Source organism: Pseudomonas sp. GD03862 (assembly GCF_029840855.1).
GTDB lineage: Bacteria > Pseudomonadota > Gammaproteobacteria > Pseudomonadales > Pseudomonadaceae > Aquipseudomonas > Aquipseudomonas alloputida.
Genome location: NZ_JAOCDI010000021.1, coordinates 65,718 through 92,575 on the forward strand (window position 1 = coordinate 65,718; position 26,858 = coordinate 92,575).

At 61.1% G+C, this 26,858-nt stretch carries 28 protein-coding genes; 13 read left to right on the forward strand and 15 right to left on the reverse strand.

Annotated elements, in window-relative coordinates; genetic code table 11:
* Window positions 1-11 precede the first annotated feature (11 nt).
* The 3 genes from N5D53_RS15360 to N5D53_RS15370 all read left to right on the forward strand — a co-directional run bounded on the left by N5D53_RS15360 (window position 12) and on the right by N5D53_RS15370 (window position 2,148).
* Window positions 12-1,436, forward strand: a complete 1,425-nt coding sequence (locus N5D53_RS15360; protein WP_104962455.1) for a gamma-aminobutyraldehyde dehydrogenase — start codon at window positions 12-14, stop codon at window positions 1,434-1,436.
* Between the two features lie 128 nt (window positions 1,437-1,564).
* On the forward strand, window positions 1,565-1,819 hold the full coding sequence (locus N5D53_RS15365) for a type II toxin-antitoxin system HicA family toxin (protein ID WP_076403670.1): 255 nt from the start codon (window positions 1,565-1,567) through the stop codon (window positions 1,817-1,819).
* Window positions 1,816-2,148: a type II toxin-antitoxin system HicB family antitoxin gene (locus N5D53_RS15370; protein WP_003252175.1), complete on the forward strand. Its 333-nt coding sequence runs from the start codon at window positions 1,816-1,818 to the stop codon at window positions 2,146-2,148. Before N5D53_RS15365 ends, N5D53_RS15370 begins: the two co-directional genes overlap by 4 nt.
* 62 nt (window positions 2,149-2,210) lie before the next feature.
* Here the strand turns inward: N5D53_RS15370 and N5D53_RS15375 are convergent, their stop codons facing one another.
* Entirely contained in the window at window positions 2,211-3,317 is a 1,107-nt protein-coding gene (locus N5D53_RS15375) for an NADH:flavin oxidoreductase/NADH oxidase (RefSeq protein ID WP_104887121.1), read from the reverse strand.
* A 447-nt stretch (window positions 3,318-3,764) separates the two neighbouring features.
* On the opposite strand from N5D53_RS15375, the gene N5D53_RS15380 reads away from it, so the two are divergent.
* From N5D53_RS15380 to N5D53_RS15395, 4 genes are all read left to right on the forward strand, one after another.
* Window positions 3,765-4,025: a DUF3077 domain-containing protein gene (locus N5D53_RS15380; RefSeq protein ID WP_064490845.1), complete on the forward strand. Its 261-nt coding sequence runs from the start codon at window positions 3,765-3,767 to the stop codon at window positions 4,023-4,025.
* A 426-nt stretch (window positions 4,026-4,451) separates the two neighbouring features.
* Window positions 4,452-5,045: a 2OG-Fe(II) oxygenase gene (locus N5D53_RS15385; RefSeq protein WP_190870032.1), complete on the forward strand. Its 594-nt coding sequence runs from the start codon at window positions 4,452-4,454 to the stop codon at window positions 5,043-5,045.
* The gene (locus N5D53_RS15390) at window positions 5,042-5,905 is read left to right on the forward strand and encodes a hypothetical protein (protein ID WP_104962457.1); all 864 of its coding nucleotides are present in this window, start codon (window positions 5,042-5,044) and stop codon (window positions 5,903-5,905) included. The genes N5D53_RS15385 and N5D53_RS15390 overlap by 4 nt, the downstream gene beginning before the upstream one ends.
* Before the next feature lie 29 nt (window positions 5,906-5,934).
* The gene (locus tag N5D53_RS15395) at window positions 5,935-6,492 is read left to right on the forward strand and encodes a hypothetical protein (protein WP_279840524.1); all 558 of its coding nucleotides are present in this window, start codon (window positions 5,935-5,937) and stop codon (window positions 6,490-6,492) included.
* A gap of 99 nt (window positions 6,493-6,591) precedes the next feature.
* Here N5D53_RS15395 and recJ read toward each other — a convergent pair whose 3' ends face one another.
* Together recJ and N5D53_RS15405 are read right to left on the reverse strand one after the other, a co-directional pair.
* Window positions 6,592-8,301, reverse strand: a complete 1,710-nt coding sequence (recJ, locus tag N5D53_RS15400; protein WP_104887119.1) for a single-stranded-DNA-specific exonuclease RecJ — start codon at window positions 8,299-8,301, stop codon at window positions 6,592-6,594.
* An 8-nt stretch (window positions 8,302-8,309) separates the two neighbouring features.
* Window positions 8,310-8,852: a YaeQ family protein gene (locus tag N5D53_RS15405; protein WP_003252169.1), complete on the reverse strand. Its 543-nt coding sequence runs from the start codon at window positions 8,850-8,852 to the stop codon at window positions 8,310-8,312.
* 130 nt (window positions 8,853-8,982) lie between these two features.
* Between N5D53_RS15405 and N5D53_RS15410 the strand changes: the two genes are divergently transcribed.
* Complete coding sequence (locus N5D53_RS15410) at window positions 8,983-10,182, forward strand: CaiB/BaiF CoA-transferase family protein (RefSeq protein WP_010952569.1); 1,200 nt, start codon at window positions 8,983-8,985, stop codon at window positions 10,180-10,182.
* 20 nt (window positions 10,183-10,202) lie between these two features.
* Window positions 10,203-11,078 (forward strand): TIGR02285 family protein, encoded by an 876-nt coding sequence (locus tag N5D53_RS15415; RefSeq protein WP_012053583.1) that lies wholly within the window; start codon window positions 10,203-10,205, stop codon window positions 11,076-11,078.
* A gap of 187 nt (window positions 11,079-11,265) precedes the next feature.
* Here the strand turns inward: N5D53_RS15415 and N5D53_RS15420 are convergent, their stop codons facing one another.
* The 6 genes from N5D53_RS15420 to xerD all read right to left on the reverse strand — a co-directional run bounded on the left by N5D53_RS15420 (window position 11,266) and on the right by xerD (window position 16,827).
* On the reverse strand, window positions 11,266-11,547 hold the full coding sequence (locus tag N5D53_RS15420) for a DUF3509 domain-containing protein (protein WP_003252163.1): 282 nt from the start codon (window positions 11,545-11,547) through the stop codon (window positions 11,266-11,268).
* Between the two features lie 79 nt (window positions 11,548-11,626).
* A complete protein-coding gene (locus tag N5D53_RS15425) occupies window positions 11,627-12,046 on the reverse strand; it encodes a response regulator (protein ID WP_104887118.1) in 420 nt (139 codons plus the stop codon).
* A 130-nt stretch (window positions 12,047-12,176) separates the two neighbouring features.
* On the reverse strand, window positions 12,177-13,586 hold the full coding sequence (thrC, locus tag N5D53_RS15430) for a threonine synthase (protein WP_010952565.1): 1,410 nt from the start codon (window positions 13,584-13,586) through the stop codon (window positions 12,177-12,179).
* A 59-nt stretch (window positions 13,587-13,645) separates the two neighbouring features.
* Entirely contained in the window at window positions 13,646-14,950 is a 1,305-nt protein-coding gene (locus N5D53_RS15435; protein WP_003252157.1) for a homoserine dehydrogenase, read from the reverse strand.
* 83 nt (window positions 14,951-15,033) lie between these two features.
* Window positions 15,034-15,777: a thioredoxin fold domain-containing protein gene (locus tag N5D53_RS15440; RefSeq protein WP_190870030.1), complete on the reverse strand. Its 744-nt coding sequence runs from the start codon at window positions 15,775-15,777 to the stop codon at window positions 15,034-15,036.
* 153 nt (window positions 15,778-15,930) lie between these two features.
* Window positions 15,931-16,827 carry a site-specific tyrosine recombinase XerD gene (xerD, locus tag N5D53_RS15445; RefSeq protein ID WP_190870029.1) on the reverse strand — a complete coding sequence of 299 codons (897 nt, stop codon included), beginning with the start codon at window positions 16,825-16,827 and terminating at the stop codon, window positions 15,931-15,933.
* A gap of 68 nt (window positions 16,828-16,895) precedes the next feature.
* Here xerD and N5D53_RS15450 point away from each other — a divergent pair, with 68 nt between their 5' ends.
* On the forward strand, window positions 16,896-18,701 hold the full coding sequence (locus tag N5D53_RS15450; protein WP_190870028.1) for a sodium:proton antiporter: 1,806 nt from the start codon (window positions 16,896-16,898) through the stop codon (window positions 18,699-18,701).
* 3 nt (window positions 18,702-18,704) lie between these two features.
* Here the strand turns inward: N5D53_RS15450 and N5D53_RS15455 are convergent, their stop codons facing one another.
* From N5D53_RS15455 to ffh, 6 genes are all read right to left on the reverse strand, one after another.
* The gene (locus N5D53_RS15455; RefSeq protein ID WP_003252150.1) at window positions 18,705-19,112 is read right to left on the reverse strand and encodes an acyl-CoA thioesterase; all 408 of its coding nucleotides are present in this window, start codon (window positions 19,110-19,112) and stop codon (window positions 18,705-18,707) included.
* Between the two features lie 94 nt (window positions 19,113-19,206).
* The gene (gene rplS / locus N5D53_RS15460) at window positions 19,207-19,557 is read right to left on the reverse strand and encodes a 50S ribosomal protein L19 (RefSeq protein ID WP_003252148.1); all 351 of its coding nucleotides are present in this window, start codon (window positions 19,555-19,557) and stop codon (window positions 19,207-19,209) included.
* 42 nt (window positions 19,558-19,599) lie between these two features.
* The gene (gene trmD / locus N5D53_RS15465; protein WP_003252146.1) at window positions 19,600-20,352 is read right to left on the reverse strand and encodes a tRNA (guanosine(37)-N1)-methyltransferase TrmD; all 753 of its coding nucleotides are present in this window, start codon (window positions 20,350-20,352) and stop codon (window positions 19,600-19,602) included.
* Window positions 20,353-20,355: 3 nt separating this feature from the next.
* Entirely contained in the window at window positions 20,356-20,892 is a 537-nt protein-coding gene (rimM, locus tag N5D53_RS15470; RefSeq protein WP_003252144.1) for a ribosome maturation factor RimM, read from the reverse strand.
* A gap of 5 nt (window positions 20,893-20,897) precedes the next feature.
* On the reverse strand, window positions 20,898-21,149 hold the full coding sequence (rpsP, locus tag N5D53_RS15475; RefSeq protein ID WP_003252142.1) for a 30S ribosomal protein S16: 252 nt from the start codon (window positions 21,147-21,149) through the stop codon (window positions 20,898-20,900).
* 259 nt (window positions 21,150-21,408) lie between these two features.
* Complete coding sequence (ffh, locus tag N5D53_RS15480; RefSeq protein WP_003252139.1) at window positions 21,409-22,785, reverse strand: signal recognition particle protein; 1,377 nt, start codon at window positions 22,783-22,785, stop codon at window positions 21,409-21,411.
* Window positions 22,786-23,097: 312 nt separating this feature from the next.
* On the opposite strand from ffh, the gene ccsA reads away from it, so the two are divergent.
* The 3 genes from ccsA (at window position 23,098) to N5D53_RS15495 (ending at window position 26,693) form a co-directional block, all read left to right on the forward strand.
* Window positions 23,098-23,907 (forward strand): cytochrome c biogenesis protein CcsA, encoded by an 810-nt coding sequence (gene ccsA, locus N5D53_RS15485; RefSeq protein WP_064490840.1) that lies wholly within the window; start codon window positions 23,098-23,100, stop codon window positions 23,905-23,907.
* 9 nt (window positions 23,908-23,916) lie between these two features.
* Window positions 23,917-25,122: a transporter associated domain-containing protein gene (locus N5D53_RS15490; protein ID WP_190870027.1), complete on the forward strand. Its 1,206-nt coding sequence runs from the start codon at window positions 23,917-23,919 to the stop codon at window positions 25,120-25,122.
* A gap of 272 nt (window positions 25,123-25,394) precedes the next feature.
* Window positions 25,395-26,693: an MFS transporter gene (locus N5D53_RS15495; RefSeq protein ID WP_010952558.1), complete on the forward strand. Its 1,299-nt coding sequence runs from the start codon at window positions 25,395-25,397 to the stop codon at window positions 26,691-26,693.
* Window positions 26,694-26,858: the final 165 nt, after the last annotated feature.

Sequence of the window (26,858 nt, forward strand, 5' to 3'; positions counted from 1 at the left end):
AGGAGCCCCCGATGCAAACGCAGATGCTGATCAATGGCCAGCTGGTCGCTGGCCAAGGCCCGGCCTGGACCGTTCTCAACCCGGCGCTGGGCACTGCCCTGGCGCAGATCAACGAAGCCAGCGAAGCCCAGGTGGACAGCGCCGTGCGCGCTGCCGACCAGGCCTTCGACAGCTGGTCGCAAACCAGCCCTAAAGAACGTTCGCAGGCCTTGCTGGCGCTGGCCGACGCCATCGAAGCCCATGGCGATGAACTGGCCAGGCTGGAATCGCAAAACTGCGGCAAGCCCCTGAGCGCTGCACTGAACGACGAAATCCCGGCGATTGCCGACGTGTTCCGCTACTTTGCCGGTGCGGCGCGCTGCCTGGGCGGCTTGGCGGCAGGCGAGTACCTGCCGGGCCACACCTCGATGATTCGCCGCGACCCGTTGGGTGTGGTGGCTTCCATCGCGCCGTGGAACTACCCGCTGATGATGCTGGCCTGGAAGATCGCCCCGGCCCTGGCTGCCGGCAACACAGTGGTGATAAAGCCGTCCGAACTGACGCCCCTGACGGCCCTGCGCCTGGGCGAGCTGGCCCAGGACTTGCTCCCGCCGGGGGTGCTGAACATTCTCTTCGGTCGCGGCCAGACGGTCGGCAACCCGTTGATAACCCACCCCAAGGTGCGCATGGTATCGCTGACCGGCTCGATCCCCACCGGCGCGCACATCATCAGCGCCACCGCCGACAGCGTGAAACGCATGCACATGGAGCTGGGCGGCAAGGCGCCGGTGCTGGTGTTCGATGACGCTGACATCGATGCCGCCATCGACGGCATCCGCACCTTCGGCTTCTACAACGCTGGCCAGGACTGCACCGCAGCCTGCCGCCTGTATGTGCAGGACGGGATCTACGAGCGCTTCGTCGAACGCCTGGGTAAAGCCGTAGCCAGCCTCAAGCCGGGCCTGCAGGAATCCGAAGAAACCGAGCTGGGGCCACTGATCAGCGCCCAGCACCGCGACAAGGTCGCCGGTTTGGTGCAGCGGGCCATCGCCCAGCCGCACATTCGTCTGGTAACCGGTGGCAAGGCAATAGAGGGCGATGGCTATTTCTTCGAGCCTACTGTGCTGGCCGATGCCCTGCAGGACGACGAGATCGTGCGCAACGAAGTTTTTGGCCCGGTGGTTTCGGTCACCCGCTTCACCGATGAAGCGCAGGCACTGGAATGGGCCAACGACTCCAACTACGGCCTGGCCTCATCGGTATGGACCCGCGACACCGGCCGCGCCCACCGCCTGGCGGCGCGCTTGCAGTACGGCTGCACCTGGGTGAATACCCACTTCATGCTGGTCAGCGAAATGCCCCATGGCGGGCAGAAGCATTCGGGGTATGGCAAGGACATGTCGATGTATGGGCTGGAGGACTACACCTGTGTGCGGCATGTGATGATCAAGCACTAAGTGCTCGCGTTGACCGAGGGGCTTGAATGCCCCTCGGCCAACGTCTCAGAATTTTCCTTCAACCGTGATCTACTCCCTCCTACTGCACGTTCATTGAGCTCTCTTGACTGGTATCATAATCTGATACCATGAATAATCATCAGCAAGCCACACTTGAAGCATTACTTAAAAGGCCGGTTCCCAGAACACTGGAGTGGGCGCGGGTGGAGTCTCTGCTGGTATCGCTGGGTGCCAGGGTCATAGAAGGAAGAGGATCACGGGTTCGCTTTGAACTCAATGGAGCAGTGGCAACCTTCCACCGCCCTCATCCGGACAGGCACGCCAAGCCCTATCAACTAAGAGACGCCCGCCAGTTCATTGAGCAGGCAGGAGTATTACCATGAATGTAATGACTTACCGCGGATACGCCGCTCGTATCGAATACAGCGACGAAGACCAGTTGTTGATCGGCCATGTCGCCGGTATTCGCGACGTGATAGGTTTTCATGGCGAATCGATCAGTGAGTTGCGCCAGGCATTTGAAGAAGCCGTTGACGATTATCTTGAGACTTGCGAACGCCTTGGGCGGGAACCGCAGAAAACGTATTCCGGCAAGCTCAGCCTACGCCTTGAGCCTACCCTTCACGCCAGTGTGGCGGCCAAGGCGGAGCTGGCCGAAAAAAGCATCAACCAATGGGTAAGCGATATTCTCAGCAAGGCTGCCTATAGCTGAACCCTGGGCCGCTTTGCGGCCCTTTCGCGAGACACGGCTGCTCCTGCAGGGGCCGTCATGGGTCAGTCGCGCAAATCCGACTCGTGAATCGGGTTGGCGCGGCTGGTCGCACGCTGGTATTGCGCAGGCCAGGTGGCCTTGTTGCCGCCCAGGTCGTCGTCGGCATGCAGTGGCCAGTACGGGTCGCGCAACAGTTCGCGGGCGAGGAAGATGATATCGGCCTGGCCGGTGCGCAGGATGTGCTCGGCCTGGGCCGGTTCGGTGATCATGCCCACGGTGCCGGTGGCGATTTCCGATTCCTTGCGCACGCGCTCGGCAAAGCGGGTCTGGTAGCCGGGGCCGGTGGGGATCTCGGCGTTGACCGAGGTGCCACCAGAAGAAACATCGATCAGATCCACGCCCAAACTCCGCAGGCGGCGTGCCAGTTCGACGGTTTCATCCGGGTTCCAGCCGTCCTCTACCCAATCGGTAGCCGATACCCGCACGAACAGCGGCAATTCGGCAGGCCAGGTTTTGCGCACGGCCTCGACCACCTCCAGGGTCAGGCGGATACGGTTTTCGAAGGAACTGCCATATTGATCACGGCGCTGGTTGCTCAGCGGTGACAGGAACTGGTGCAGCAGGTAGCCATGGGCAGCATGGATTTCCACCACCTTGAATCCAGCCTTCAAGGCGCGTTCGGTCGAGGCGACGAAAGCGGCGATTACATCCTGGATCTCGTCCTGGCTCAGCTCGCGTGGAGGCGTGTGCTGCGGATCGAAGGCGATCCTCGATGGCCCCACCGGCTGCCAGCCGCCCTCCTCCAGTTTGACGCTGCCTGGTTTGCCAAGCCACGGGCGGTAGGTACTGGCTTTGCGCCCGGCGTGAGCCAGCTGGATGCCAGGCACGGCCCCCTGGGCACTGATGAAGCGGGTGATGCGCTGCAACGGCGCTATCTGGGCGTCGTCCCACAGGCCCAGGTCTTCGGCGGTGATCCGGCCATCGGCGGTCACCGCCACGGCTTCAGTGATTACCAGGCCGGCGCCACCGACGGCGCGGCTGCCTAAATGGACGAGATGCCAGTCGTTGGCCAAGCCATCGACGGCGGAATACTGGCACATTGGTGACACGGCGATGCGGTTGGGCAAGGTCAGCTGACGCAGGGTGTAAGGCTCGAGCAGCAGGCTCATGAGGGCACCTCCCAAGGACTCCAATGGTGATCCGGCCCGGACACTCAATTGCACGTCCCTGGCCCAGGTCCGGTCATAACTTCAGACTAGACCAGAATGGGTGGGGGGGAGGTTCCATGGGATTTTGGGTGGGGTGTGGTTTTTTTGTCTTGAGAGTATGTCGCCTTTGCTGGTTGCTGGCATTCAGCGTCCGGGCGTGGAATCCCGATCAATTACCGAGTAACTGTCGTCATGGCCGTTGTGCGCGGAAGGTCACAAGCCTACCGGGTTAACTCGTAGCCTGGATTCCACACCGCGTACAGCTGCCACCCTTCGTGTGGAATCGGAGAAGCAGTCAATCAGTAAGCCTACGAGTTATTGATATGAAAATGACAGTCCCTGATCTCCCCCTCATTTCGATTAGAACTTTCATTCGTTGTCACTCGAAATGATTCAGGAGAAGGATCAATGAGCACAGTCGACACCCAATTCACCGTCGGCAAAACCACTTTCTTCCAAGGTAAAAACCAGACCCACCCACTGTTTCGCATCGAAGCAGGCATTCCGTGCCGAGACGCCCGTGACCAGGCATCCGAATTGATGGGTTATGTGCGCGAACTGACCATCCTCGGCCTGATGGATGAGAAACCCATGATGATCTGGGCTGCCCACTACCGCAGTGCGATGGCCAAGGCGTTGATGGATGATGCCGAGTTAGGCTCTGTATGAAATGCCTTGATACTCGGTAATGCTGCGTTGAAAACAGCCTCGGTATGCTCATTTACGGCCCATAAACTGCGCTTCTTCGGCTGTTTTCGCCTTGCCTGACTTTCGTCTCAAGGCATTTCATACAACCCCTAGGTATGTCGCGTTGAGGTTGGCGCCACTGTTACTCGGCTAAGGGCAGTAATTACTCCATACATGAATGGGTCACCTCCCCCATGTACACCTTCTTGCCCCGACGCACCGGGGCAACGGAAGATTTCCCACAGCCAATTGCCTCAAGAGCCACATCAGCTTCGGAAAATCTTCTCAATCAGTAACCCCCATATCTTATCGAACCCACTACACCAAGCGACTAATGTCTCCTAGCGCCAACCACCACTATCTGGCTAACAGCCTTTAAGGCATTGTACAAAACTTGAGACATAGCCAATGCAAAGACAATTCGCTCCAAGTGACATTAGCATTCTAGACAATGCCATTACACTTGATGAACAAGCCAAACTTAACAACGCGTTCTCACACCCCCTATGGCGATATGACTGGCCAGTAAATTCTACGCCCTTCGCTCGCCCCTGCTGGCATTTTTTCATTGCAGGGAGCAAGCGTGAATCACTGGAATGTTGTGAGCAAGAACTGGTCGCAAACGAGCGCTGGGGATTCCTCATCAACATCTGGAAGCGTCTATGTGCTGGACACATGAAAAACTCTAGACTGATCGGCGTGTATGCAAACGGCCAGACCGCTGGGCAGGACAGCCCAATTCACCGAGACAACCTGCCAAGCGAGCCAGGGTATACCGCAGTCCTTTTCTGTAACGACTACTGGGCAACGACATGGGGAGGTGAGCTTTTATTCTGCAATGACGCCAAGACTGACGTTATCGCTGCGGCACTACCCAAACCAAGGCGTATCGCAATCTTCGACGGTGAAATTCCACACCGAGCTAACTCACCAACCATAGACTGCGACCGTCTGCGCCTCACTATTGCGTTCAAGACAATAAACAAGGATTTCAAAATATGACTAAACGGGTCGAAATATTTGTGGCCATGGTTGATAGGGTTGGAAAACCTGGATTCCAAGCAGGCGCGGCTGCTGCGGTGCATGACCAGTTCACCACTGACAGTCAAGGCTTTTCGCTAGTTGTGCAGACTGCGCAGACCGCCAGTGCCATTGCCTCCGTGCTGTCTGTTACGCAAATGACTGCGGGAGCAGTGCCGTTTTTGAATATCGTTACCAATACTCTCGCGGGTACGGTGACATTTTTGAAAATCGTTGCTGAATCCAAGGAAGGAAAAGAGCCAAAAGAAGGTGATTACATCAGTTTAGTAGGCAACGTAGCTGGTGTGGTGGCGGGGTTTGCACTCCTGGCGGCGGCCCCTTATACCGCTGGTGTATTCACTGCTGTCGCGCTGGGCGCCAGCTTACTAGGCACATATAATTCAGAGTTAGCTAAAAATATCGCAACGGCCATAGCGCCAATTATGAACAGCTTAAAAACACACGACATATCCAGCGAAGCACCAAAGCCTATATTAGCCCCAAACTTAGCAATTACCAATCCAGAGACTATAAATAATCACTTCGGCGGATTAATCCAGGTAGTCACATGGCACCCCGATACGTTGGAGATCCAGCTAGGCACAAGAAGATTAGAGCTATTTCAAGTGAACAACTGGGGGCAACCAGTTATTTATGGCGGTGTGAACCCACCCATTCAGCCGCCGCCATCTACTAGTGACGGCGCTACGATCACCGTGGGAATTGACAGCATTAATGGACAACCGCCCGCAGGTCCTCGTCCATCAATCACCACCGTCATAGGTGGCGGCCAGGACAAGTACGCTTGTTGCTCTGCCCCACAGCAAGACAAATATCGTTAGAAGGCTTCATTCCTAGGAGGGATTTGCTGATGTTAACTTGGCGTGCCTGGATCGAAATCATGCTGGCTTTGGAACCCCATAAGCGAATGACATCCATGCTACTTATCGGCTTCATTTTCTTATGTTTTATTCCGATCTACCTAACGAACTGGAACAGCAGCACACAACCAGTAACAGCTCCCTGGGTACGCGTTCCAGCCACTCTTACATCAAAACCCGAACTTTGGGAGCATGACAAGTCGATCTACAGTTTTGGCATTACTTACACCGAACCAAGCGGCCATCTGATCAAAACATGGGTTTATGCAGAAAAAGCCCGCTTCGACGCCGCCAACCTTAGCAAGGCGACGCCCCTGTTTGCAGATGTCGAAGATGCTTTAGCCGGCTCAATCGTCAGACAATTATCGACCAGCGATGAAATTCTGTACGATCAAGCAATCAAGAAGTATGTGATAGAGACTTACAACCGGGAAGCAGTCGAGGGGATTGTGTTCTTCTCACTGCTGAGCCTGGCTTCGTTCGTCGCAGCAGGCGTCATGCACTGGCAGATCCGGAAGTGCAAAAGGCAATCCGAGATCCGCCACTAACAGTTGTATGTGTGGGAGCGGGCATGACTTGAAGTCAATGCGGTCGAGGTGGGAGCTGGCTTGCCGGCGATAGTCTGCAAAGCAGCCCCCTATTTGCAGTCAGCGCGGCTCCATATGCGCAATCATCAACTGCACACTCTCATTACCGCGAAACTCGTTCACATCCAGCTTGTACGCCAACTCCACCCAGCGCACCGTCGGGTTTGGCCACACTTCGCGGTCAATGCCGAAGGCAATGCCATCCAGCCGCACCGAGCCACATTCGCTCTTGAGCACCACTTTCAGGTGCCGTTCGCCAACCACACGCTGCTCCACCAACTGGAACACGCCATGGAACAGCGGCTCCGGGAAGTGCTGGCCCCAAGGCCCGGCGTGGCGCAGGGCCTTGGCCAGGTCGAGGTGGAATTCCTCGACCGCCAGGCTACCGTCGGATAACAGCCGGCCGGTCAGGTCTTCTTCACGCAGTTGACGCCGCACCTCTTCATCGAACGCCTCGGCAAATGCCGGGAAATTGGCCTCGGGCAACGATAACCCTGCCGCCATGGCGTGGCCGCCGAACTTGCTGATCAACTGCGGATGGCGCGCCGCCACGGCATCCAGCGCATCGCGAATATGGAAGCCCGGCACCGAACGCGCCGAGCCTTTGAGCATGCCATCACCAGCATCGGCGAAGGCGATGGTCGGCCGGTGGTAACGCTCCTTCAAGCGCGAAGCCAGAATACCGATCACGCCCTGGTGCCAGTCGGCATCGAACAGGCACAACCCATACGGCATCGACTCGACCGGCAGGTCCTTGAGTTGGGCCAGGGCTTCGCGCTGCATGCCCTGCTCGATGGACTTGCGGTCCTGGTTCAGGTCGTCCAGCTGCTGGGCCATGTCCTGGGCCAGCGCCGCGTCTTCGCACAGCAGGCATTCGATACCCAGGCTCATGTCGTCCAGCCGCCCTGCGGCGTTCAACCGCGGGCCGAGGATGAAACCGAGGTCGGTCGAGGTGATGCGCCGGTGATCACGGCGGGCCACTTCGAGAATGGCCTTCAGCCCCGGTCGGGCTCGGCCGGCGCGGATGCGCTCGAGGCCTTGGTGCACCAGGATGCGGTTGTTGGCATCCAGCGGCACCACGTCAGCAACACTGCCCAGCGCCACCAGATCGAGCAGCTCGCCAATGTTCGGCTGTGGCTGCGCCTCGTAGCGCCCAAGGCTGCGCAAGCGAGCGCGCAGGGCCATCAACACATAGAAGATCACCCCTACCCCGGCCAGTGACTTGCTCGGAAAGCTGCAGCCCGGCTGGTTAGGGTTGATGATGGCATCAGCGTCGGGTAACTGCGCGCCCGGCAGGTGATGGTCGGTGACCAGCACCTTGAGCCCGGCGGCCTTGGCGGCTGCCACCCCATCAACACTGGAAATGCCGTTGTCCACGGTAATCAGCAACTGCGGCTGGCGCTGCAGCGCCACCTCGACGATTTCCGGGGTCAGGCCGTAGCCATACTCGAAGCGGTTGGGTACCAGGTAATCGACATGGGCCGCACCCAGCAGGCGCAGGCCCAGCACCCCGACGGTGCTGGCGGTGGCACCGTCGGCATCGAAGTCGCCGACGATGAGGATGCGCTGGCGCTGGTCGATGGCTTCGACCAGCAGGTCCACACCGGCCTCGATGCCCTTGAGCTGCTGGTACGGCAGCAGGCGTGCCAGGCTTTTGTCCAGCTCGGCCTCGCTCTGCACGCCGCGCGCGGCGTAAAGGCGGGTCAGCAAGGGTGGCAGGTTACCCAGAAATGGCAGGGTCGGCGGCAGCGGGCGAGGTTCGATACGCATGGGTTGCTTCAACCACGCTCACCGAGCAGCCACTGCAGTTGTACTTCATGCTGGCCACGGTCGTCAGTCACGAATACCGTGCCTTCACTGATCATCACGTCCCACTTGATGCTACGCGGCATGTCGGTCGCCAGGGTTTCCAGCACCTCTTGCGGCACAGCGGCAATGCTCAGGTTTTTCAGGTTCTTGACCGCGCTCACCACTTTACCCTCCCACACTCGCAGGCTGCCGTAAGCCAGCAAGCTGGTGCGTTCGGTACGGCGCGAGCACCAGGTCAGGCGATCGGCATCGGGCTGGCCAACTTCAATCCAGTGCAGCACGCGATCGTCCAGGCTCTTTTCCCACAACGCTGGCTCATCGACATCCGACAGGCCGCGGCCAAACGACAAGTTCTCGTTGTACCAGAGCGCGTACGCCAACAAACGAACGGCCATGCGCTCTTCGGTTTCCGAAGGGTGCCGAGCGATAGTCTGTTTGACGCTTTCGTAGACGTTGCGATCAAGGTCGGTGAGATTCAATTCGAACTTGTAGGTGGTGGACGGCTGGGCCATGGTCGACGGGCTTCGTGCAAAAGAAAGTGGCACAGTTTAACCCATCCGCACCTTCCATGCCCCGCAGCAGTACCCGGCGAAACCGACGTGTGATAAAACCACGGCTCTGCCCAACTGCCACGGACACCCCATGTCGACGCCCAGCAAACCCCTCGCCGGCCTTAAAGTTGTCGAACTCGGTACCCTGATCGCAGGGCCGTTCGCCTCGCGTATCTGTGCCGAGTTCGGCGCCGAAGTGGTCAAGGTCGAATCGCCCGATGGCGGCGACCCGCTGCGCAAGTGGCGCAAGCTGTACGAGGGCACCTCGCTGTGGTGGTTCGTGCAGGCCCGCAACAAGCAGTCGCTCACCCTCAACCTCAAGCACCCCGAGGGCCGCGATATCCTCAAGCGCCTGCTGGCCGAGGCCGACATCCTGATCGAAAACTTTCGCCCGGGCGTGCTGGAAAAACTCGGTTTGGGGTGGGATGTGCTGCATGCGCTGAACCCGCGCCTGGTGATGGTGCGCCTGTCGGGCTTTGGCCAGACCGGGCCGATGAAAGACCAGCCAGGCTTCGGTGCCGTAGGCGAGTCGATGGGCGGCCTGCGCTACATCACCGGTTTCGATGACCGCCCGCCAGTGCGCACGGGGATTTCCATCGGTGACTCGATTGCCGCCCTGTGGGGGGTGATCGGCGCGCTGATGGCGCTGCGCCACCGGGAAGTCAATGGCGGCCAGGGCCAGGTGGTGGACGTGGCCCTGTACGAGGCGATCTTTGCCATGATGGAGAGCATGGTCCCGGAATTCGATGTGTTCGGTTTCATCCGCGAACGCACCGGCAACATCATGCCAGGCATCACGCCCTCCTCCATCCACACAAGCGCCGACGGCAAGCATGTACAGATCGGCGCCAACGGTGATGCGATCTTCAAGCGCTTCATGCAGGCCATCGGTCGCGATGACCTCGCCAACGACCCGACCCTGGCCAGCAACGACGGCCGCGACCTGCGTCGTGACGAGTTGTATGGGGTAATCGACCGCTGGGCCAACAGCTTGCCACTGGAGCAACTGATGCAGGTGCTGACCACTGCCGAAGTGCCGGCCAGCCGTATCTATTCGGCCGAAGACATGTTCAACGACCCCCAGTACCTGGCACGCGAGATGTTCCTGCAGGCCAAGTTGCCGGATGGCAAGCCATTCCACATGCCCGGCATCGTGCCCAAGCTGTCGGAGACTCCCGGCTCTAGCGAATGGGTCGGCCCGGCCTTGGGCGAGCATACCGAGGCGCTGCTCGGCAGCCTGGGCTACGACGCAGCGGCCATCGCCAGCCTGCGCGCAGCGGGCACGGTCTGATCCTGGCGCTGACCGGTTCCATGTGCGCGCCCCGCTGCCTACGCCACCTGGTCCTGCTCTGCGGGCTGCTACCTGCGTTGCTGTTGCAGCCCGCACATGCCAAGGAGCACCTCTTCTGGCTGGTACGCGACCTGCCACCGTTCACCATTTTTGATGGCCCGGAAGAAGGCCGGGGGGTCATCGACCAGTTGTTACCGCTGCTGATAAGGCAAATGCCCGAGTACGAACACAGCATCGTGCGGGTCAACCGCGCCCGCAGCCTGCAGATGCTGCAAGACCGTGACACCTTCACCTGCGACCCAACCCTGCTGTGGACACCGGAACGGGCCAAATATGTGCATTTTTCTGTTCCATCGCTGGGCGTGCTCAGCGGCGGCCTGGTGTTGCGCAAGGAAAACCAGGCGCTGGTGGCACCCTACCTCGACGGCCAGCAGGTGGACTTGCATGGCCTGCTGAGCAAGGCCCCGCTAAAGCTTGGGATTGTCGCGGAACGCAGCTACGGCACGCAGATTGACAGCATCTTGCGCCAGTTACCCGACAGCGCGCTCAGCCGCCACTACGGCAACGAGGCCACCGCCAACCTGCTGCAGATGCAGCAGTTGGGGCGCCTGCGCCTGGTGCTCGGCTACTGGCCTGAAGTGCGCTACCTGATCCAACAACAGGGCGGGTCACTGGCTGACTACCAGTTTCATACTGTACAGGGCGTGAATCGCTACCAGTTTCTGCATGTGGGCTGTTCAGACAGCGAATTGGGGCGTGCGGCAGTTGCCCACATCGACCAGTTGCTGCCCACCCTGCGCCGGGATGTGTTGCCAGGGTTGTATGCCCGCTGGCTGGACCTGGCATTGCGGGAGGACTATCTGGAGGAAAGCCGGCGTTTCTTTGAGGACAAATAAGCCTAACCGGTCTGCACGGTCGTTGCAGGAGCAGCCGAGGGATACGTGCCTGCCCAGAAAAAGAAACCCCAGGCGCTGGGGAAGACGCCCGGGGTCAAGCGAAAGCCCTTGAGGACTTCCCGTGACGGCCTTGCCAGCGCCGGAGCAAAGCACTGGCTGGCTGCCCTTACACTGTCTGATAAACCACTCAGGCAAAGGTTCCCTGCGGTTGCTGGCGATGCTGCAATGCTGCGATGACACACGGCTGCAACCGCCCCTCAGCTATCTGCAGGTCTCGGTGCAGGCCGTCCACGAGGTCGATCAGCAGGCGTTGCTCCTGCAATTGGCGCTCGCTAACCGTGCGCCGCAAGGTAATACCTGAGAGAGGGTCGTGAACGGTCAGTTGGCGATTACCACTGGGATCGGCGATGCCGAGGTGGGTCTGATAGGGCGTCAGGGCTTCGTTGAGCAGGCTGCAGATTCTTTCCATCCGGATCACTCGCTGCGTGGTGGGACCTAAAGTAACTGACCAGCAGGCGCCGCAGAAAGTTCGTCAAACCGCGCCCGCTTCAGTGAGCATGCGGGGCTGGCATGACAGTTTGAATACGCCTCCCTGGGCGCACCTGCAGTGTTTGCAAGGCCTGCTGCAGGCGTGGCATCGACAGCGGCCAGGGCAACTCGTCGAGCACCCACATGCCGCGCTTCCTGGCCTCTTGGGCAAGGTTTTGACGCGTTGGGGCAGGCTGGCCGACGAACAGCAATGCGCGCGCTCGCTGCGGCTGGGCGAACAGAGCAAGGCCGGCCCGGGCTGGCATGGCGTGGTCGAGGATCAGCAGGTCGGGGCGACGCTCAGCACAGAGGCAGGCGTCGAGGTCAGCGATGCTCTCGCTGATGCGCACGTTGAAGACGCCTTGGCCGTTAAGCGCCTGGTGCAAGAGGATCTGGTGGGACGGGCGAGCCTGGTGGATCAACACATAGGGCTGGTGCATGAGCCGCTCCTGTTGGGAGGACCGGCTAATTTATGCGGGGTGCTCGGCGGACCGAATAGGATGTTTCTGATAGACCTGAGGGAAAAGGCTGAGACGTTGGGGCTGCTCTGCAGCCCCAAACGCCATGCAATTACAGCGGCTTGCCGCGGTTGCCGTGCTGGCTGACAAAGCCCTGTACAGCCTTCAGGTCGTTGGCCAGTACAGTGCAACGCTCTTCACGGCTGAACAGGTCGCTGAGGTGCGCGGGTAGCTCCAGCGCCTTGCCCACACCGGCCTTCTCCACCGCTTCCGGGAACTTGACCGGGTGCGCGGTACCCAGCACCACCATTGGCGTGTCCAGGCTACGGCGGCACTCGCGGGCAGCCTTGACGCCGATTGCGGTATGCGGGTCGAGCACTTCACCGGTGGCGGCGAACACTTCTGCGATGGTCTCGCAGGTTTGCTCGTCGCTGACAGCCAGCGAGTCGAACAGTTTGCGGGCTTCGGTCCAGCGGTCTTGCTCGACGCTGAAGCCGCCACCTTGCTTGAAGTTGGCCATCAGCTCGGCAATCGCACCACCGTTGCGGCCATGCAGGTCGAACAGCAGGCGCTCGAAGTTGGACGAGACCATGATGTCCATCGACGGCGACAGGGTCGCGTGCAGGGTTTCCTTGACGTACTGGTTGCCGCTCATGAAGCGGTGCAGGATGTCGTTGCGGTTGGTGGCGACGATCAATTGGCTGACCGGCAGGCCCATGTTGCGCGCCAGGTAGCCGGCGAAGATGTCGCCGAAGTTGCCGGTCGGTACCGAGAACGCCACCGAGCGCGCCGGGCCACCCAGCTGCAGGGCTGCATGGAAGTAGTAGACGATCTGGGCCATGATCCGCGCCCAGTTGATCGAGTTGACGGCGACCAGGCGGGTGCCCTTGAGGAACGACTGGTCGGCGAAACTGGCCTTGACCATTTCCTGGCAATCGTCGAAGTTGCCTTCGATGGCGATGTTGTGGATGTTGTCGCCAAAGATGGTAGTCATCTGGCGGCGCTGCACTTCAGACACACGCTGGTGCGGGTGCAGGATGAAGATGTCGACGTTGTCGCAACGGCGGCAGCCTTCGATCGCGGCAGAACCGGTATCACCGCTGGTGGCACCGATGATGACCACGCGCTCGTTGCGCTTGGCCAGCACATGGTCAAGCAGGCGACCGAGCAACTGCAGGGCAAAGTCCTTGAACGCCAGGGTCGGGCCGTGGAACAGCTCCAGCACCCACTCGTTGCTGTTCAGCTGACGCAACGGGGCGACCGCAGCGTGGGCGAACTCGCCGTAGGTTTCTTCGAGGATCTTCTTGAAGTCGGCGTCGGCGATGCTGCCTTCGACGAACGGGCGCATCACGCGGAAGGCCAGCTCGTGGTAGGGCAAGCCGGCCCACGAGGCGATTTCTTCCTGGGTGAAGCGTGGCAGGTTTTCCGGCACGTAGAGGCCGCCGTCGCTGGCCAGGCCAGCCAGCAGCACGTCTTCGAAATTCAGGGCCGGTGCCTGGCCGCGGGTACTGATATAGCGCATGGGTGCAAACCTTCGATGCTGGGGCCGGGGCCGCGCGGGCGGCCCGTCGGCAATATTTGTTAGTTGAGCTGCTCGACGCGAATGCGCACAACCTTGCCGACCACGTCCTGCAGGGCTTCCAGGGCGACGATGGCGTCATTGATACGCTGCTCGACCACGCCATGGGTCACCAGGATCATTGGCACCAGGCCATCCTGTTCCTCGGCTTCCTTCTGCATGATCGACTCGATGTTGATACCGCGCTCCGAAAGGATGCTGGCGACCTGGGCCAGTACGCCCGGGTGATCCTTGGCCTGGATGCGCAGGTAGTAGGCGCTTTCGCAGGCTTCGATCGGCAGGATCGGGTGGGCCGACAGCGAGTCTGGCTGGAAGGCCAGGTGCGGCACACGGTTTTCCGGGTCGGAGGTCATGGCACGGACCACGTCGACCAGGTCGCCGACCACTGACGAAGCGGTAGGCTCCATACCCGCGCCGGCACCGTAGTACAGGGTGGAGCCGGCAGCATCACCGTTGACCATGACAGCGTTCATCACGCCGTTGACGTTGGCGATCAGACGGTCGGCCGGGATCAGCGTCGGGTGCACGCGCAGCTCGATACCTTCGGCGGTGCGACGCGCCACACCCAGGTGCTTGATGCGGTAGCCCAAGGCCTCGGCGTAGTTCACGTCTGCCGTTGTCAGCTGGGTGATACCTTCGGTGTAGGCCTTGTCGAACTGCAGCGGGATACCGAACGCGATGGACGCCAGGATCGTCAGCTTGTGCGCAGCGTCAATGCCTTCTACGTCAAAGGTCGGGTCGGCTTCGGCGTAGCCCAGCGCCTGAGCTTCGGCCAGCACGTCCGGGAAGGCACGGCCCTTCTCACGCATTTCGGTGAGGATGAAGTTACCGGTGCCGTTGATGATGCCAGCCAGCCAGTTGATGCGGTTGGCCGACAGGCCTTCGCGGATGGCCTTGATCACCGGGATGCCACCGGCTACGGCCGCCTCGAACGCGACAATCACGCCCTTCTCGCGGGCCTTGGCGAAGATTTCGTTGCCGTGCACGGCAATCAGCGCCTTGTTGGCAGTGACCACGTGCTTACCGTTTTCGATGGCCTTCAGCACCAGGTCGCGGGCGATGGTATAGCCACCGATCAGCTCGATGACAATGTCGATCTCCGGGTTGCTTGCAACTTCGAACACGTCAGCGGTAATGGGGGTACCGGTAATCTGGCAGTTCGGGTTCTGCGAGCGCATGGCGATCTGTGCCACTTCAATACCGCGCCCGGCACGGCGGGCAATCTCCTCGGCGTTGCGCTGAAGTACATTGAAGGTTCCGCCACCGACGGTCCCCAACCCACAGATGCCTACTTTGACCGGTTTCACTGTGAACTCCCCATTGAACGGCCGACACGTTTGCCGACCGTGAAACTTGCCGTCACCCCATGACGACGGCGTACTGAACTGGATTACTTGGCAAGTGCCAGCTTGGCGACCTGCGGTGCCGGCTGGTAGCCCGGAATGACCTGGCCGCTTTCAAGAACAATGGCCGGCGTGCCGTTGACACCGATCGACTGACCCAGCTGGAACTGCTTGCTGACCGGGTTGGTGCACTTGGCGGCCTTGATTTCTTCACCTTCGACCATTTTGTCCATCGCCCCACGGCGGTCGCTGGAGCACCATACCGCCTGCAACTGCTGGTCACCCGCCGAACCGAGGCCCTGGCGCGGGAAGGCGACATAGCGCACTTCGATACCGCGACGGTTCAACTCGGGCACTTCGGCGTGCAGCTTGTGGCAGTACGGGCAGGTAGTGTCGGTGAACACGGTGATGTGCGACTTGGTCTCGCCTTTGGCAGGATAAACCACCATCTCGCCGGCTGGAATGCCGTTGATGAGCTTGGCGATACCTTGGCGTTCGGTTTTTTCGGTGAGGTTGACCGGCTTGCCGTCCTGGATCTGGAACAGATAGCCCTGCATCACGAACTGGCCGTCAGCGCTGGCGTACAGCACGCGGCCGCCCTGCAGCTTGACTTCATAGAGGCCGTTGAGCGGGCTGCTGGCCACGCTTTCCACAGGCACTTCCAGTTCGAGGTTCTGCAACGATTTACGGATGGCCTGCTCGGCACCGGCGTTGCTATCGGTTGCCGCGGCAACGGCAAAGGTACTGGCCAGCGCCAACGCGGCGGCGGCGAAAAACTGGGTCACGCGCATGGGAACTCCTGAAGGCGGACAGGGGCCGGAGGGCGCCACCTGCGGAAAATACGCGGTGACCGTGCGGCCCTTGGTGCAAACCGCTCAAGCCTACCACATCACGCTGCCCGTGAAGGGGGTCGCAAGGACCGGTCGGCGGAACATGAAAAACATTCATCCACGCGGGTGGTGCTGGGCGTGCAACTGCTGCAGGCGGGCCTTGGCGACGTGGGTATAGATCTGCGTGGTCGACAGGTCACTGTGGCCCAGCAGCATCTGCACCACCCGCAAGTCGGCACCGTGGTTGAGCAGGTGGGTGGCGAAGGCATGCCGCAGGGTGTGCGGCGACAGCGGCTTGTCGATGCCGGCAACCCGTGCGTGGTGTTTGATACGGTGCCAGAAGGTCTGGCGCGTCATCTGCTCGCCGCGCTGACTGGGGAACAGCACGTCGCTGGGACGGCCATTGAGCAGTTCGGCGCGACCATCGCGCTGGTAGCGCTCCAACCACACCACCGCCTCTTCACCCATGGGCACCAGGCGTTCCTTGCTGCCCTTGCCCATCACCCGCAGCACACCCTGGCGCAGGTTGACCTGGTCGAGGGTCAGGCTGACCAGTTCGGTAACCCGAAGGCCGCACGCGTAGAGCACTTCGAGCATGGCACGGTCGCGTTGGCCAATGGCTTCGCCCAGGTCCGGAGCCTGCAACAGGGCTTCGACGTCGGCTTCGGACAGCGACTTGGGTAGCGGCTTGCCCAATTGCGGCATGTCGACCTGCAGGGTCGGGTCGACGGCCACCAGCTTTTCCCGCAGCAGGTAACGGAAAAAGCCGCGCAGACCGGAGAGGAAACGCGCCGTGGAACGTGGCTTGTAGCCCTGATCCAGGCGCCAGGCCAGGTGATCGAGGATCAGGTCGCGGCCGGCGTCTGGCAGCGATACCGAATGCTCCTGCAGCCAGCCATTGAACAGGGCCAGGTCGCTGCGGTAGGACACGCGGGTGTTGTCGGACAGGCCTTTTTCCAGCCATAGGGCGTCAAGGAACTGGTCGATCAGGGGGTGGTCGAGGGCGGGCATGAAATCTCGGTGGCAAACGACGAAATGGCGCTTAGTCTTTCATAACAACGTCGGCATAGGGAGCCCGCATGAGCGAACAGCAGATCCTTCTGAGTGTGGGCGGCATCGGCGCAGCAGCGCTCGCCTGCCAGTGGCTGGCCTGGCGCCTGAAGCTGCCGGCAATTCTGTTTCTGTTGTTGGCCGGGATCCTTGCCGGCCCAGCGCTGGGATGGCTCGATCCCGAGGCGCTGTTCGGCCCATTGCTGATGCCGCTGGTGTCGCTGGCGGTAGCGCTGATTCTGTTCGAAGGCAGCCTGACCCTGCACCTGTCGCAGTGGCGCGAGATCGGCAGCGTGGTGCATCGCCTGGTCACGGTGGGTGCACTGGTCACCTGGCTGGTGATTGCACTGGCAACCCACTGGCTGCTCGGGTTCGACTGGCCGCTGGCGATTCTTTTCGGCACCCTGACGCTGGTGACCGGCCCCACGGTGATCGTGCCGATGCTGCGCGTGGTGCGGCCAAAGTCTGCGATCGCGAACATCCTGCGCTGGGAAGGGATCATGATCGACCCCATCGGCGCGCTGCTCGCCGTGGTGGTATACAGCTTCATCATCGCCAGCGCCGAGGGTAACGGCCTGAGCCAGAGCCTTATCACTTTTGCCGGTGTGATCTTCTGCGGTACCGCCCTGGGCGCGGCAGGGGGCTGGGTACTGGGGCAAATCATGCGCGAACAGTGGCTACCAGAATATCTGCACAACCTCGCGTCACTGGCGGCGGTACTGGGCATTTTCATCGCCGCCAACCAGATCATGCACGAGTCCGGGCTGCTTGCCGTGACCGTGATGGGCATGTGGCTGGCCAACATGCGCGGGGTTGATGTGCGGCAGATCCTGCACTTCAAGGAAAACCTCAGTGTCCTGCTGATTTCCGGCCTGTTCATTCTGCTGGCTGCACGCCTTGACCTGCATGCCCTGCTAGGCCTTGGCCCTGCTGTGCTGGCATTGTTGCTGGTGATCCAGCTGCTGGCACGCCCGCTCAACGTCTGGCTGGCCACACTGGGCTCGACACTCAACTGGCGGGAGCGCGCGCTGCTGGCCTGGATTGCGCCACGCGGCATCGTCGCGGCGGCCGTTTCAGCCATTTTTGCCATCCGCCTGCACCAGGCCGGCCACCAGGATGCCTTGCTGCTGGTACCGTTGACCTTCGCGGTAATCATTGGCACGGTGGTACTGCAAAGCGCCACGGCCAGGCCGCTGGCACGCTTGCTCAAGGTCGCCGAACCGGCACCCAGCGGGTTTCTCATCGTCGGTGCCAACGAACCGGCCCGGGCCATCGCCAAAGCCCTTCAACAATTGGGCTGCCGGGTTTTGCTGACGGACTCCAGCTGGGAAAACATCCGCGCCGCACGCATGGACGGGCTCACGACCTACTTTGGCAACCCGGCCTCGCAGCATGCCGACGCCCATCTGGACCTGGTCGGCCTCGGGCACTTGCTGGGCCTCTCTCCCGCCGGCGAAATCAATGCCCTGGCCTGCGCCAGGTTCCGTCATGATTTCGGCCACAGCCGGCTGTTCGTGCTAGCCAGTGGCCTGGAGAAACAACGTAGCGACAAGCATCGGGCGGCCGAAGAACACCGTGGGCATCTATTGGGGGCCAAGCCGATGACCTACCTGCAACTGGCCAACCGTCTGCATCAAGGCGCCGAGCTGTATAGCACCAACCTGACCGAAGGCTTTGGCTGGGATGCCTACCAGGCACTGCATGGCGAACGGGCAAACTTGCTGTTCGCGCGCGATGGCCATGGCTGGGTCCATGTAGCCAGCCCTGATAACCCGCTGCAGCCACAACCTGGCTGGACCTTGGTGGCATTGATCGAGCCAGCAGCGCAACCGTAATGCTCAGGTGCCTGGCAGCACGGGCACCGGGCGCTTGTCCTCGTCGATGGCGACGAAGCTGAACACCCCATGGATCGCCCGGTCACGGCCATCCAGGTACATGTTCTCGACAAACACATCCACCTGCACCTGCAGGCTGGTATTGCCAACCTTGATCACCGTCCCCACCAGCTCGACGATCGAGCCCGCCGGAATCGGGTGCTTGAAATCGATGCGGTCGGTAGACACGGTCACCAACGGCAGGCGGCAAAAACGCGTGGCAGCGATGAACGACACTTCGTCCATCCAGGCCAGGGCGGTGCCGCCGAACAGGGTGTTGTGGTGGTTGGTGGTATTGGGGAACACCGCCTTGGTCACGCGGGTCACCGACAGTTCGGTGCGGCGCTGGATTTCCTGGTCTCGGGTCGTCATGGCAATCACATTTTCGGGGTTTCAAAACGCAAAAAAGCAGCCCGAAGGCTGCTTTTTTCTCGCTAGGCGGCCTCGGCCACCGGGCAAACTGCACTCAGGACAGTTTTTCCTTGATGCGAGCGGCTTTGCCGGACAGGTCGCGCAGGTAGTACAGCTTGGCTTTACGCACGTCACCACGACGTTTCACGGCCAGGCTGTCGATTTGCGGGCTGTAGGTCTGGAAGGTACGCTCTACGCCAACGCCGCTGGAGATCTTGCGCACGGTGAAGGCGCTGTTCAGACCGCGGTTACGCTTGGCGATAACAACGCCTTCGAACGCCTGCAGACGGGAACGCTCACCTTCCTTCACTTTAACCTGAACGACAACGGTGTCGCCTGGTGCGAAGGTCGGGATTTCCTTGCTCATCTGCTCGGCTTCGAGCTGCTGGATGATCTTGTTGGTCATGCTGTGCTCCTAAGATGGATACGCGATCCACCATCGATACGTTTAACTATCGTCCCGCTCGCGGAGATATTCCTCGAGCAGCTTCTTCTCTTCTCCAGAAAGCGAGCGACTTTCCAGAAGATCGGCGCGTCGTTCGAAGGTCCTACCAAGGGACTGCTTCATCCTCCAACGCCGGATATGTGCATGGTTGCCACTTAGCAACACGTCGGGAACACGCTGATCCGCATACACCTCAGGCCGGGTGTAGTGCGGGCAATCGAGCAGACCGTCGGTGAAGGAATCTTCTTCCGCCGAGTCCACATGCCCTAAAGCTCCGGGCAGCAGTCGCGTAACCGCATCGATCAGTACCATGGCCGGCAGCTCGCCACCGGAAAGCACATAGTCGCCAATCGACCACTCCTCATCGACATGAGCCTCGATAAAGCGCTCGTCGATGCCTTCATAACGACCGGCGATCAGGATCAACGATTCCTGTTCGGCCAGGCCTTTGACCGCCTGCTGAGTCAGCTTGCGGCCTTGTGGCGAAAGGTAGATCACCTTCGCCGCTGCTCCGGTCGCCTGCCTGGCGCTAACCAGGGCGTCTTCCAGAGGCTTGATTTTCATCACCATGCCCGGACCACCGCCAAACGGCCGATCATCTACCGTGTGGTGACGATCTGTGGTGTAGTCCCGCGGGTTCCAGCAAGTCACCTGAAGCAACCCTTGTTTCACCGCGCGGCTGGTAATGCCGTACTCCGTGATGGCCGAGAACATCTCGGGGAACAACGTGATGACGTCTACGCGAAGGTTACCCATCGTTTAGAAGTCCGCGTCCCATTCGACCCGCATCACGCCTGCTTCGAGGTCGATTGCCAGCACACATTGCTCCGTATAGGGCAACAGACGCTCGCGATCATCCAGGCTGCCTGCGCAGGGCTTGACCACCATTACATCGTTCGCACCGGTCTCCAACAGGTGATCGACCTTGCCGAACAGTTGTTCGTCCTGGTTGATGACCTTCAGACCTACCAACTGGTACCAGTAGTACTCGTCGGCAGCCAGGTTGGGCAAAAGGCTCCGCGGGATGCAGATTTCGTAACCGCTCAGAAGACGGGCTTCATCGCGATCGTCGAGACCTTTCAGCTTCACGACCAGGCCCTTTTGGGAGCCACGACCGCTGACCAGCTCGACCTGCTTTACCTTGCCTTCGTGCCGAAGCGTCCAGCGTGGATAATCCAACAGGTTTTCAATCGGATCGGTAAAGGAATACACCTTCACCTCGCCGCGAACGCCGTGAACCGAAAAAATCTTGCCAACGACGATGAGGTCGTCAGCCTTTTCTGGCGTCGCGTTCATACTATTCAGGCAGCGGCCTTGGCAGCTTCCTTCAGCAGCTGAGCAACACGCTCAGACGGCTGTGCACCCTGGCTCAGCCAGTAGGTGACGCGCTCTTGGTTGACCGACAGCTTAACTTCGGCGCCAGCAGCGATTGGGTTGAAGAAACCTACGCGCTCAACGAAACGGCCGTCACGGGCGTTACGCGAGTTGGTCACGGTCAGGTGGTAGAATGGGCGCTTTTTCGAGCCGCCACGGGCCAGACGAATGGTTACCATGTGAACATCGTTCCTATAGTCGGTGCTGCAGTTGATACAGCAGCTGGTACTGCAAATCTGAATGCCAAATAGGCACACGGGTGCCCAAAAGGCCGCATATTCTCGGGGAATACACGGACATTTGCAAATGACTTTTTCGGCAAGGCCTCGCCCTGCCGTCCAGATTTGCCGGTTGCGCCGCGAAATTCGCGGCTGTTGCCCCGCTACAGCGGGGGTTCTGGGCGCCTGCCCGACAAAAGGCAGGCACCCGGATCAGGGGTTACAGCTTTGGCATGCCGCCACCTGGCAGCATCCCACCGAGGCCGCGCATCATCTTGGCCATGCCGCCTTTGGCAGAGAACTTCTTCATCATCTTCTGCATCTGCTTGTGCTGCTTGATCAGCCGGCCGATGTCCTGCACCTGGGTACCGGACCCCAACGCAATACGGCGCTTGCGCGAACCGCTGATCAGGTCAGGGTCGCGACGCTCGGCCGGGGTCATGGAGTTGATGATCGCTTCCATCTGCTTGAACTGCTTTTCGGCCGCGCCCTGGGCGTTGCCCATTTGCGACAGGTTGACCCCGCCGATGCTTGGCAGCTTGTCCATCAGGCCGCCGAGGCCGCCCATGTTCTTCATTTGCTGCAGCTGGTCACGGAAGTCTTCGAGGTCGAAGCCCTTGCCCTTCTTCAGCTTCTTGGCCAGCTTGTCGGCCTTGGCCTTGTCGATGGTCTGCTCAGCCTGCTCGATCAGGCTGAGCACGTCGCCCATGCCGAGGATGCGCGAAGCGACGCGGTCGGGGTGGAACGGCTCGAGGGCCTCGGTCTTCTCACCCATACCGATGAACTTGATCGGTTTGCCGGTGATTGCACGTACCGACAGTGCAGCACCGCCACGGGCGTCACCGTCAACCTTGGTCAGCACCACACCGGTCAGCGGCAGCGCCTCGCCAAAGGCTTTGGCGGTGTTGGCAGCGTCCTGGCCGGTCATGGCGTCGACCACGAACAGCGTCTCGATCGGTTTGACGGCAGCGTGCAGCGCCTTGATCTCGTCCATCATGTCGGCGTCGATGTGCAGACGGCCGGCGGTGTCGACGATGACCACGTCGATGAACTTCAGCTTGGCTTCACGGATGGCGGCTTCGGCGATGGCCACCGGCTTCTGGCTGATATCGGACGGGAAGAAGGTGACGCCGATATCGTTGGCCAGTGTTTCCAACTGCTTGATCGCCGCCGGACGATAGACGTCGGCAGACACCACCATCACGCTCTTTTTCTTGCGCTCTTTAAGAAAGCGCGCCAGCTTGCCGGCGGTGGTGGTCTTACCGGCGCCTTGCAGGCCCGCCATCAGCACGACGGCAGGCGGGGCGGCGTTCAGTGCGAGGTCTTCGTTGGCCGCGCCCATCAGGCTTTCCAGCTCGGCCTGGACGATCTTCACGAAGGCCTGGCCCGGAGTCAGGCTGCGCGACACCTCGGTCCCGACCGCACGATCCTTGACGCTGTTGACGAAATCCTTGACTACCGGCAGGGCAACGTCGGCCTCGAGCAGCGCCATGCGCACTTCGCGCAGCGTGTCCTTGATGTTGTCTTCGGTCAGCTTGGCCTTGCCGGTGACATGGCGCAGCGTCTGTGACAGGCGGTCGGTCAGGTTTTCGAACATGGTGATCCTTTCAGGCCCAGTAAAGCCGAGGTTTGTCAGGTGCCAGGGGGGAAACACACACCCGCCGGGCACAGCAAGGCGGCGATTATAGCGAAGTGCAGCGGCGACGCACACCTTGGTAGATATTCGGTGGCTGTGCTGGCCTCTTCGCGGGCGCGCCCGTTCCCACAGGATCCTCACTGCTTGCAGGCCTGCGCCATCCCTGTGGGAGCGGGCGTGCCCGCGAATGCCCCGACACAAGCCTTCAGTCTTCCTTGATCAGCGGAATCTATGCCAAACTCCGTCTCTTTAAAGGCTCGCTAACCAGGACTTATGGTCTCCTCACCCAGCCTCATCCCCAACCTGATCGCAGCCGGCCTATATATAGCGGCGGCCATCTACCAGGGCTCATACCTGTCCCAGGGCCGCAAGGCCGAAAAGCGCCTGCTTGGCCTGCTGGGTGCCATCGCAGTCCTGGCCCAGGCCGGTGCACTGTTCTTCCAGCTGATCACCCCGCTGGGCCTGAGCCTGGACTTCTTCAGCGCCGCCAGCCTGATCGCCGTGGCGGTCATTTCCCTGACCCTGCTGGCCTGCCTGCGCATACCCGTGGAAAACCTGCTGGTGCTGCTGTTCCCGCTGGGTGCGGTGACCGCGCTGCTGGCCCAGTTCGCCCCCCCCGGCACGGTACCGCTGATCAACGAAGAACCCGGCATCCTTGCGCACATCCTGTTGTCGATCCTGGCCTACGGGCTGTTCACCATCGCGGTGTTCCAGTCGCTGCTGTTGCTGCTGCAGGACCGCCAGCTGAAGAACAAGCACCCGTCCGGGCTGATCCGCAACTTCCCGCCACTGCAAACCATGGAAAGCCTGCTGTTCGGCTTCCTCTGGGCCGGCTGGTGCCTGCTGTCGCTGTCGCTGATCTCCGGCTGGCTGTTCCTCGACAACCTGTTCGCCCAGCACCTGGCGCACAAGACCTTGCTGGCCTGTGTCGCCTGGGTGGTGTTCAGCGTGCTGCTGTGGGGCCGCACCCGCCTGGGTTGGCGGGGCCACATGGCCATCCGCTGGACGCTGAGCGGTTTCTGCCTGCTGATGCTGGCCTATTTCGGCAGCAAGCTGGTTCGCGAATTCATCTTGCATATCTGACGGCCGCCCATGGACACCCTGCCGTACGCACCGCTATTCGGCACTCTGGCACTGGCCCTTTTGTGGTCAGCACTGTTCACTGCCGTGGAGGCTGCCCGCCTGCAGCTCAATGGCACACTGCGCGCCGGCGAAGACGGCCATCCCGTGCTGCCAGCCCAGGCCTTGGTGCTGTGCGCCAGCCTGGGCAAGCTGCTGGTGCTGGGGCTGGCCTGCCTGGTGGGCCAGCGACAGAGTGGCGAGCACGGCTTCTGGCTGGCAGGCCTGGCCGCGACCCTCGCCTTGCTGGTGTTTGCCGAGTACCTGCCGCGGCGCCTGGCCCGGCGTAACCCGCAGGCGTTCGTAAGCCTTGGTGCCAGCCTGCTGAAAGTGCCTCTCGCACTGCTGCAGCCACTGGCCTGCCTGCTGGACGGCGCCGCCAAGCTGATTCTGCGCCCGTTCCGGGCACAGCCCACAGCGGTGGCCCTGCACACGCAGGAGGCCGACGACTTCGATGAGGATGAACAGCACGAAGCACCTCGCCAGGGTCTGCTCGACGGCCTGCAGTCACTGGACAAGATCACTGTCAACGACATCCTGGTACCGCGCAACGAAGTGGATGGCATCAACCTCGACGAGCCGATCGAACGCATCGTCGAGCAGCTGATCGTCAGCCGCCACACCCGCCTGCCGGTCTACCACAACGACATCAACCAGGTCGAAGCGATCCTCAACACCAAGCTGATCAGCCACCTGCTACCCAAGGCCGAGCTGACCCTGGAAGCGCTGCACAGCGCCTGCTACGAACCTTATTTCGTACCGGAAAGCACACCCCTGCAAATGCAGTTGTTGAACTTCCACAAGCAGCAGCGCCGCTTGGGCGTGGTGGTGGACGAGTACGGCGAAGTACTGGGTATCGTCACCCTGGAAGACATTCTCGAAGAGATCGTCGGCGAGTTCGAAGACGAGCAAAGCCTGGAAAACCCGCATGTGCACCCGCAACCTGATGGTACCTTCGTCATCGATGGCACCGCTTCGTTACGCGAAATCAACCGCACCCTGAGCTGGCACCTGCCCTGCGACGGCGGGCCGAAAACCCTCAACGGACTGGTCACCGAAGCGCTGGAAAGCATCCCGGAAAGCGCTGTTTGCCTGAAGATAGGCCGCTATCGCCTGGAAATCCTTGAAACAGAGGACAATTGCGCCAGCAAGGTACTGGTGTGGACCGTGACCCGATAGCTATACTCGGGTCACGCTTACCCAGCCCCGCCGTCACGCCTGCTACCCGCACCCGGCGCTCCACGGCCAGTCCGCTCCACTGATACGCCCTGCGGTCCTGCGTCAACACCCCCGAACAGTACCCGCCCCGCCCGTACCCCCTTGGGCTATCGTCAGTCGGGCGCACACAATAAAACGCTCCGGCGCCCGCTTAACCGTACCCGCCCTTTTGCAGGGCATGCCGTCGCGGGCCAAGCCCATGGAGCCGGACCAGACTGTCAGGGACCTCCTCAATGACAAGCAGCACTTATGCCCAAGCGCCTGCCGCGCCAGTCAACTCGCCTGCGCGGGTAGCCACTGCCAGCTTCATCGGCACCGCCATCGAGTTCTACGATTTCTACGTCTACGCCACCGCCGCCGCCTTGGTAATCGGCCCGGTGTTCTTCCCTTCCGGGTCGGGCACCGCGCAAATGCTGGCCGCCTTCCTCACCTTCGGTATCGCCTTTCTCGCCCGGCCACTGGGCTCGGCGTTGTTCGGCCATTTTGGCGACCGTATCGGTCGCAAGTCGACGCTGGTCGCTTCGCTGCTGCTGATGGGCGTATCCACCACCGCCATTGGCGTGCTGCCGGGCTATGACAGCATTGGCGTGTGGGCGCCGATCATTCTCTGCCTGCTGCGTTTTGGCCAAGGCCTGGGCCTGGGTGGCGAATGGGGTGGCGCGGCCCTGCTGGCTACCGAGAACGCCCCGGAAGGCAAGCGTGCCTGGTTCGGCATGTTCCCGCAGTTGGGCCCTTCAATCGGCTTCCTGGCTGCCAACGGCCTGTTCCTGACCCTGGCGCTGGTGCTCAGCGACGAGCAGTTCCGCGAGTGGGGCTGGCGTATTCCGTTCCTGCTCAGCGCCGCACTGGTACTGGTAGGCCTGTACGTGCGCCTGAAGCTCGAAGAGAGCCCGGTGTTCGCCAAGGCCGTTGCCCGCCACGAGCGGGTGAAAATGCCGGTGGTCGACCTGTTCTCCAAATACTGGCTGCCAACCCTGCTGGGCGCTGCGGCCATGGTGGTGTGCTATGCGCTGTTCTACATTTCCACGGTGTTCTCGCTGAGCTACGGCGTGACCACACTGGGCTACAGCCGCGAAACGTTCCTTGGCCTGCTGTGTTTCGCGGTGGTGTTCATGGCACTGGCCACACCGTTGTCGGCCTGGCTCAGTGACCGTTACGGGCGCAAGCCGGTACTGATCGTCGGCGGCCTGCTGGCGATAGCTTCAGGCTTTACCATGGAGCCACTGCTGACGTCGGGATCGACTGCGGGCGTGGCGCTGTTCCTGGCCATCGAGCTGTTCCTGATGGGCGTGACCTTCGCGCCGATGGGTGCATTGCTGCCAGAGCTGTTCCCGACCCACGTGCGCTATACCGGTGCCTCGGCGGCGTATAACCTGGGCGGTATCGTCGGCGCCTCGGCGGCACCGTTCTTTGCCCAGAAACTGGTGAGCATGGGGGGGTTGAGCTGGGTGGGGGGTTATGTGTCGGTGGCGGCGGTGATCAGCCTGATTGCCGTGCTGTGCCTGAAAGAGACGCGCAATACCACTTTGTAAGCCACTGGGGCCGCTTTGCGGCCCTATCGCGACACAAGCGGGCTTGCCCGCGAAGCCAACACCGTGGTGGATGGCACGGGCTTCGCCCGTGTTCGCGGGCAAGCCCGCTCCCACAGGGAAGGCGCCAGCTTTTAGAAATTGAGCAAGACAGTTGCTCCCACAGCG

Bases quoted from the DNA above. Each gene is read 5' to 3' on its own strand.
- N5D53_RS15380 (WP_064490845.1), top strand. From the start codon at position 3,765: ATGAGCACAGTCGACACCCAATTCACCGTCGGCAAAACCACTTTCTTC.
- N5D53_RS15390 (WP_104962457.1), top strand. From the start codon at position 5,042: ATGACTAAACGGGTCGAAATATTTGTGGCCATGGTTGATAGGGTTGGA.
- recJ (WP_104887119.1), bottom strand. From the start codon at position 8,301: ATGCGTATCGAACCTCGCCCGCTGCCGCCGACCCTGCCATTTCTGGGT.
- trmD (WP_003252146.1), bottom strand. From the start codon at position 20,352: ATGGGTAACCTTCGCGTAGACGTCATCACGTTGTTCCCCGAGATGTTC.
- N5D53_RS15450 (WP_190870028.1), top strand. From the start codon at position 16,896: ATGAGCGAACAGCAGATCCTTCTGAGTGTGGGCGGCATCGGCGCAGCA.
- ccsA (WP_064490840.1), top strand. From the start codon at position 23,098: ATGGTCTCCTCACCCAGCCTCATCCCCAACCTGATCGCAGCCGGCCTA.
- N5D53_RS15360 (WP_104962455.1), top strand. From the start codon at position 12: ATGCAAACGCAGATGCTGATCAATGGCCAGCTGGTCGCTGGCCAAGGC.
- N5D53_RS15425 (WP_104887118.1), bottom strand. From the start codon at position 12,046: ATGCACCAGCCCTATGTGTTGATCCACCAGGCTCGCCCGTCCCACCAG.
- rplS (WP_003252148.1), bottom strand. From the start codon at position 19,557: ATGACCAACAAGATCATCCAGCAGCTCGAAGCCGAGCAGATGAGCAAG.
- ffh (WP_003252139.1), bottom strand. From the start codon at position 22,785: ATGTTCGAAAACCTGACCGACCGCCTGTCACAGACGCTGCGCCATGTC.
- N5D53_RS15440 (WP_190870030.1), bottom strand. From the start codon at position 15,777: ATGCGCGTGACCCAGTTTTTCGCCGCCGCCGCGTTGGCGCTGGCCAGT.
- N5D53_RS15375 (WP_104887121.1), bottom strand. From the start codon at position 3,317: ATGAGCCTGCTGCTCGAGCCTTACACCCTGCGTCAGCTGACCTTGCCC.
- N5D53_RS15490 (WP_190870027.1), top strand. From the start codon at position 23,917: ATGGACACCCTGCCGTACGCACCGCTATTCGGCACTCTGGCACTGGCC.
- N5D53_RS15415 (WP_012053583.1), top strand. From the start codon at position 10,203: ATGTGCGCGCCCCGCTGCCTACGCCACCTGGTCCTGCTCTGCGGGCTG.
- xerD (WP_190870029.1), bottom strand. From the start codon at position 16,827: ATGCCCGCCCTCGACCACCCCCTGATCGACCAGTTCCTTGACGCCCTA.
- thrC (WP_010952565.1), bottom strand. From the start codon at position 13,586: ATGCGCTATATCAGTACCCGCGGCCAGGCACCGGCCCTGAATTTCGAA.
- N5D53_RS15420 (WP_003252163.1), bottom strand. From the start codon at position 11,547: ATGGAAAGAATCTGCAGCCTGCTCAACGAAGCCCTGACGCCCTATCAG.
- N5D53_RS15410 (WP_010952569.1), top strand. From the start codon at position 8,983: ATGTCGACGCCCAGCAAACCCCTCGCCGGCCTTAAAGTTGTCGAACTC.
- rpsP (WP_003252142.1), bottom strand. From the start codon at position 21,149: ATGGTAACCATTCGTCTGGCCCGTGGCGGCTCGAAAAAGCGCCCATTC.
- N5D53_RS15370 (WP_003252175.1), top strand. From the start codon at position 1,816: ATGAATGTAATGACTTACCGCGGATACGCCGCTCGTATCGAATACAGC.
- N5D53_RS15385 (WP_190870032.1), top strand. From the start codon at position 4,452: ATGCAAAGACAATTCGCTCCAAGTGACATTAGCATTCTAGACAATGCC.
- N5D53_RS15495 (WP_010952558.1), top strand. From the start codon at position 25,395: ATGACAAGCAGCACTTATGCCCAAGCGCCTGCCGCGCCAGTCAACTCG.
- N5D53_RS15395 (WP_279840524.1), top strand. From the start codon at position 5,935: ATGTTAACTTGGCGTGCCTGGATCGAAATCATGCTGGCTTTGGAACCC.
- rimM (WP_003252144.1), bottom strand. From the start codon at position 20,892: ATGAACGCGACGCCAGAAAAGGCTGACGACCTCATCGTCGTTGGCAAG.
- N5D53_RS15405 (WP_003252169.1), bottom strand. From the start codon at position 8,852: ATGGCCCAGCCGTCCACCACCTACAAGTTCGAATTGAATCTCACCGAC.
- N5D53_RS15455 (WP_003252150.1), bottom strand. From the start codon at position 19,112: ATGACGACCCGAGACCAGGAAATCCAGCGCCGCACCGAACTGTCGGTG.
- N5D53_RS15365 (WP_076403670.1), top strand. From the start codon at position 1,565: ATGAATAATCATCAGCAAGCCACACTTGAAGCATTACTTAAAAGGCCG.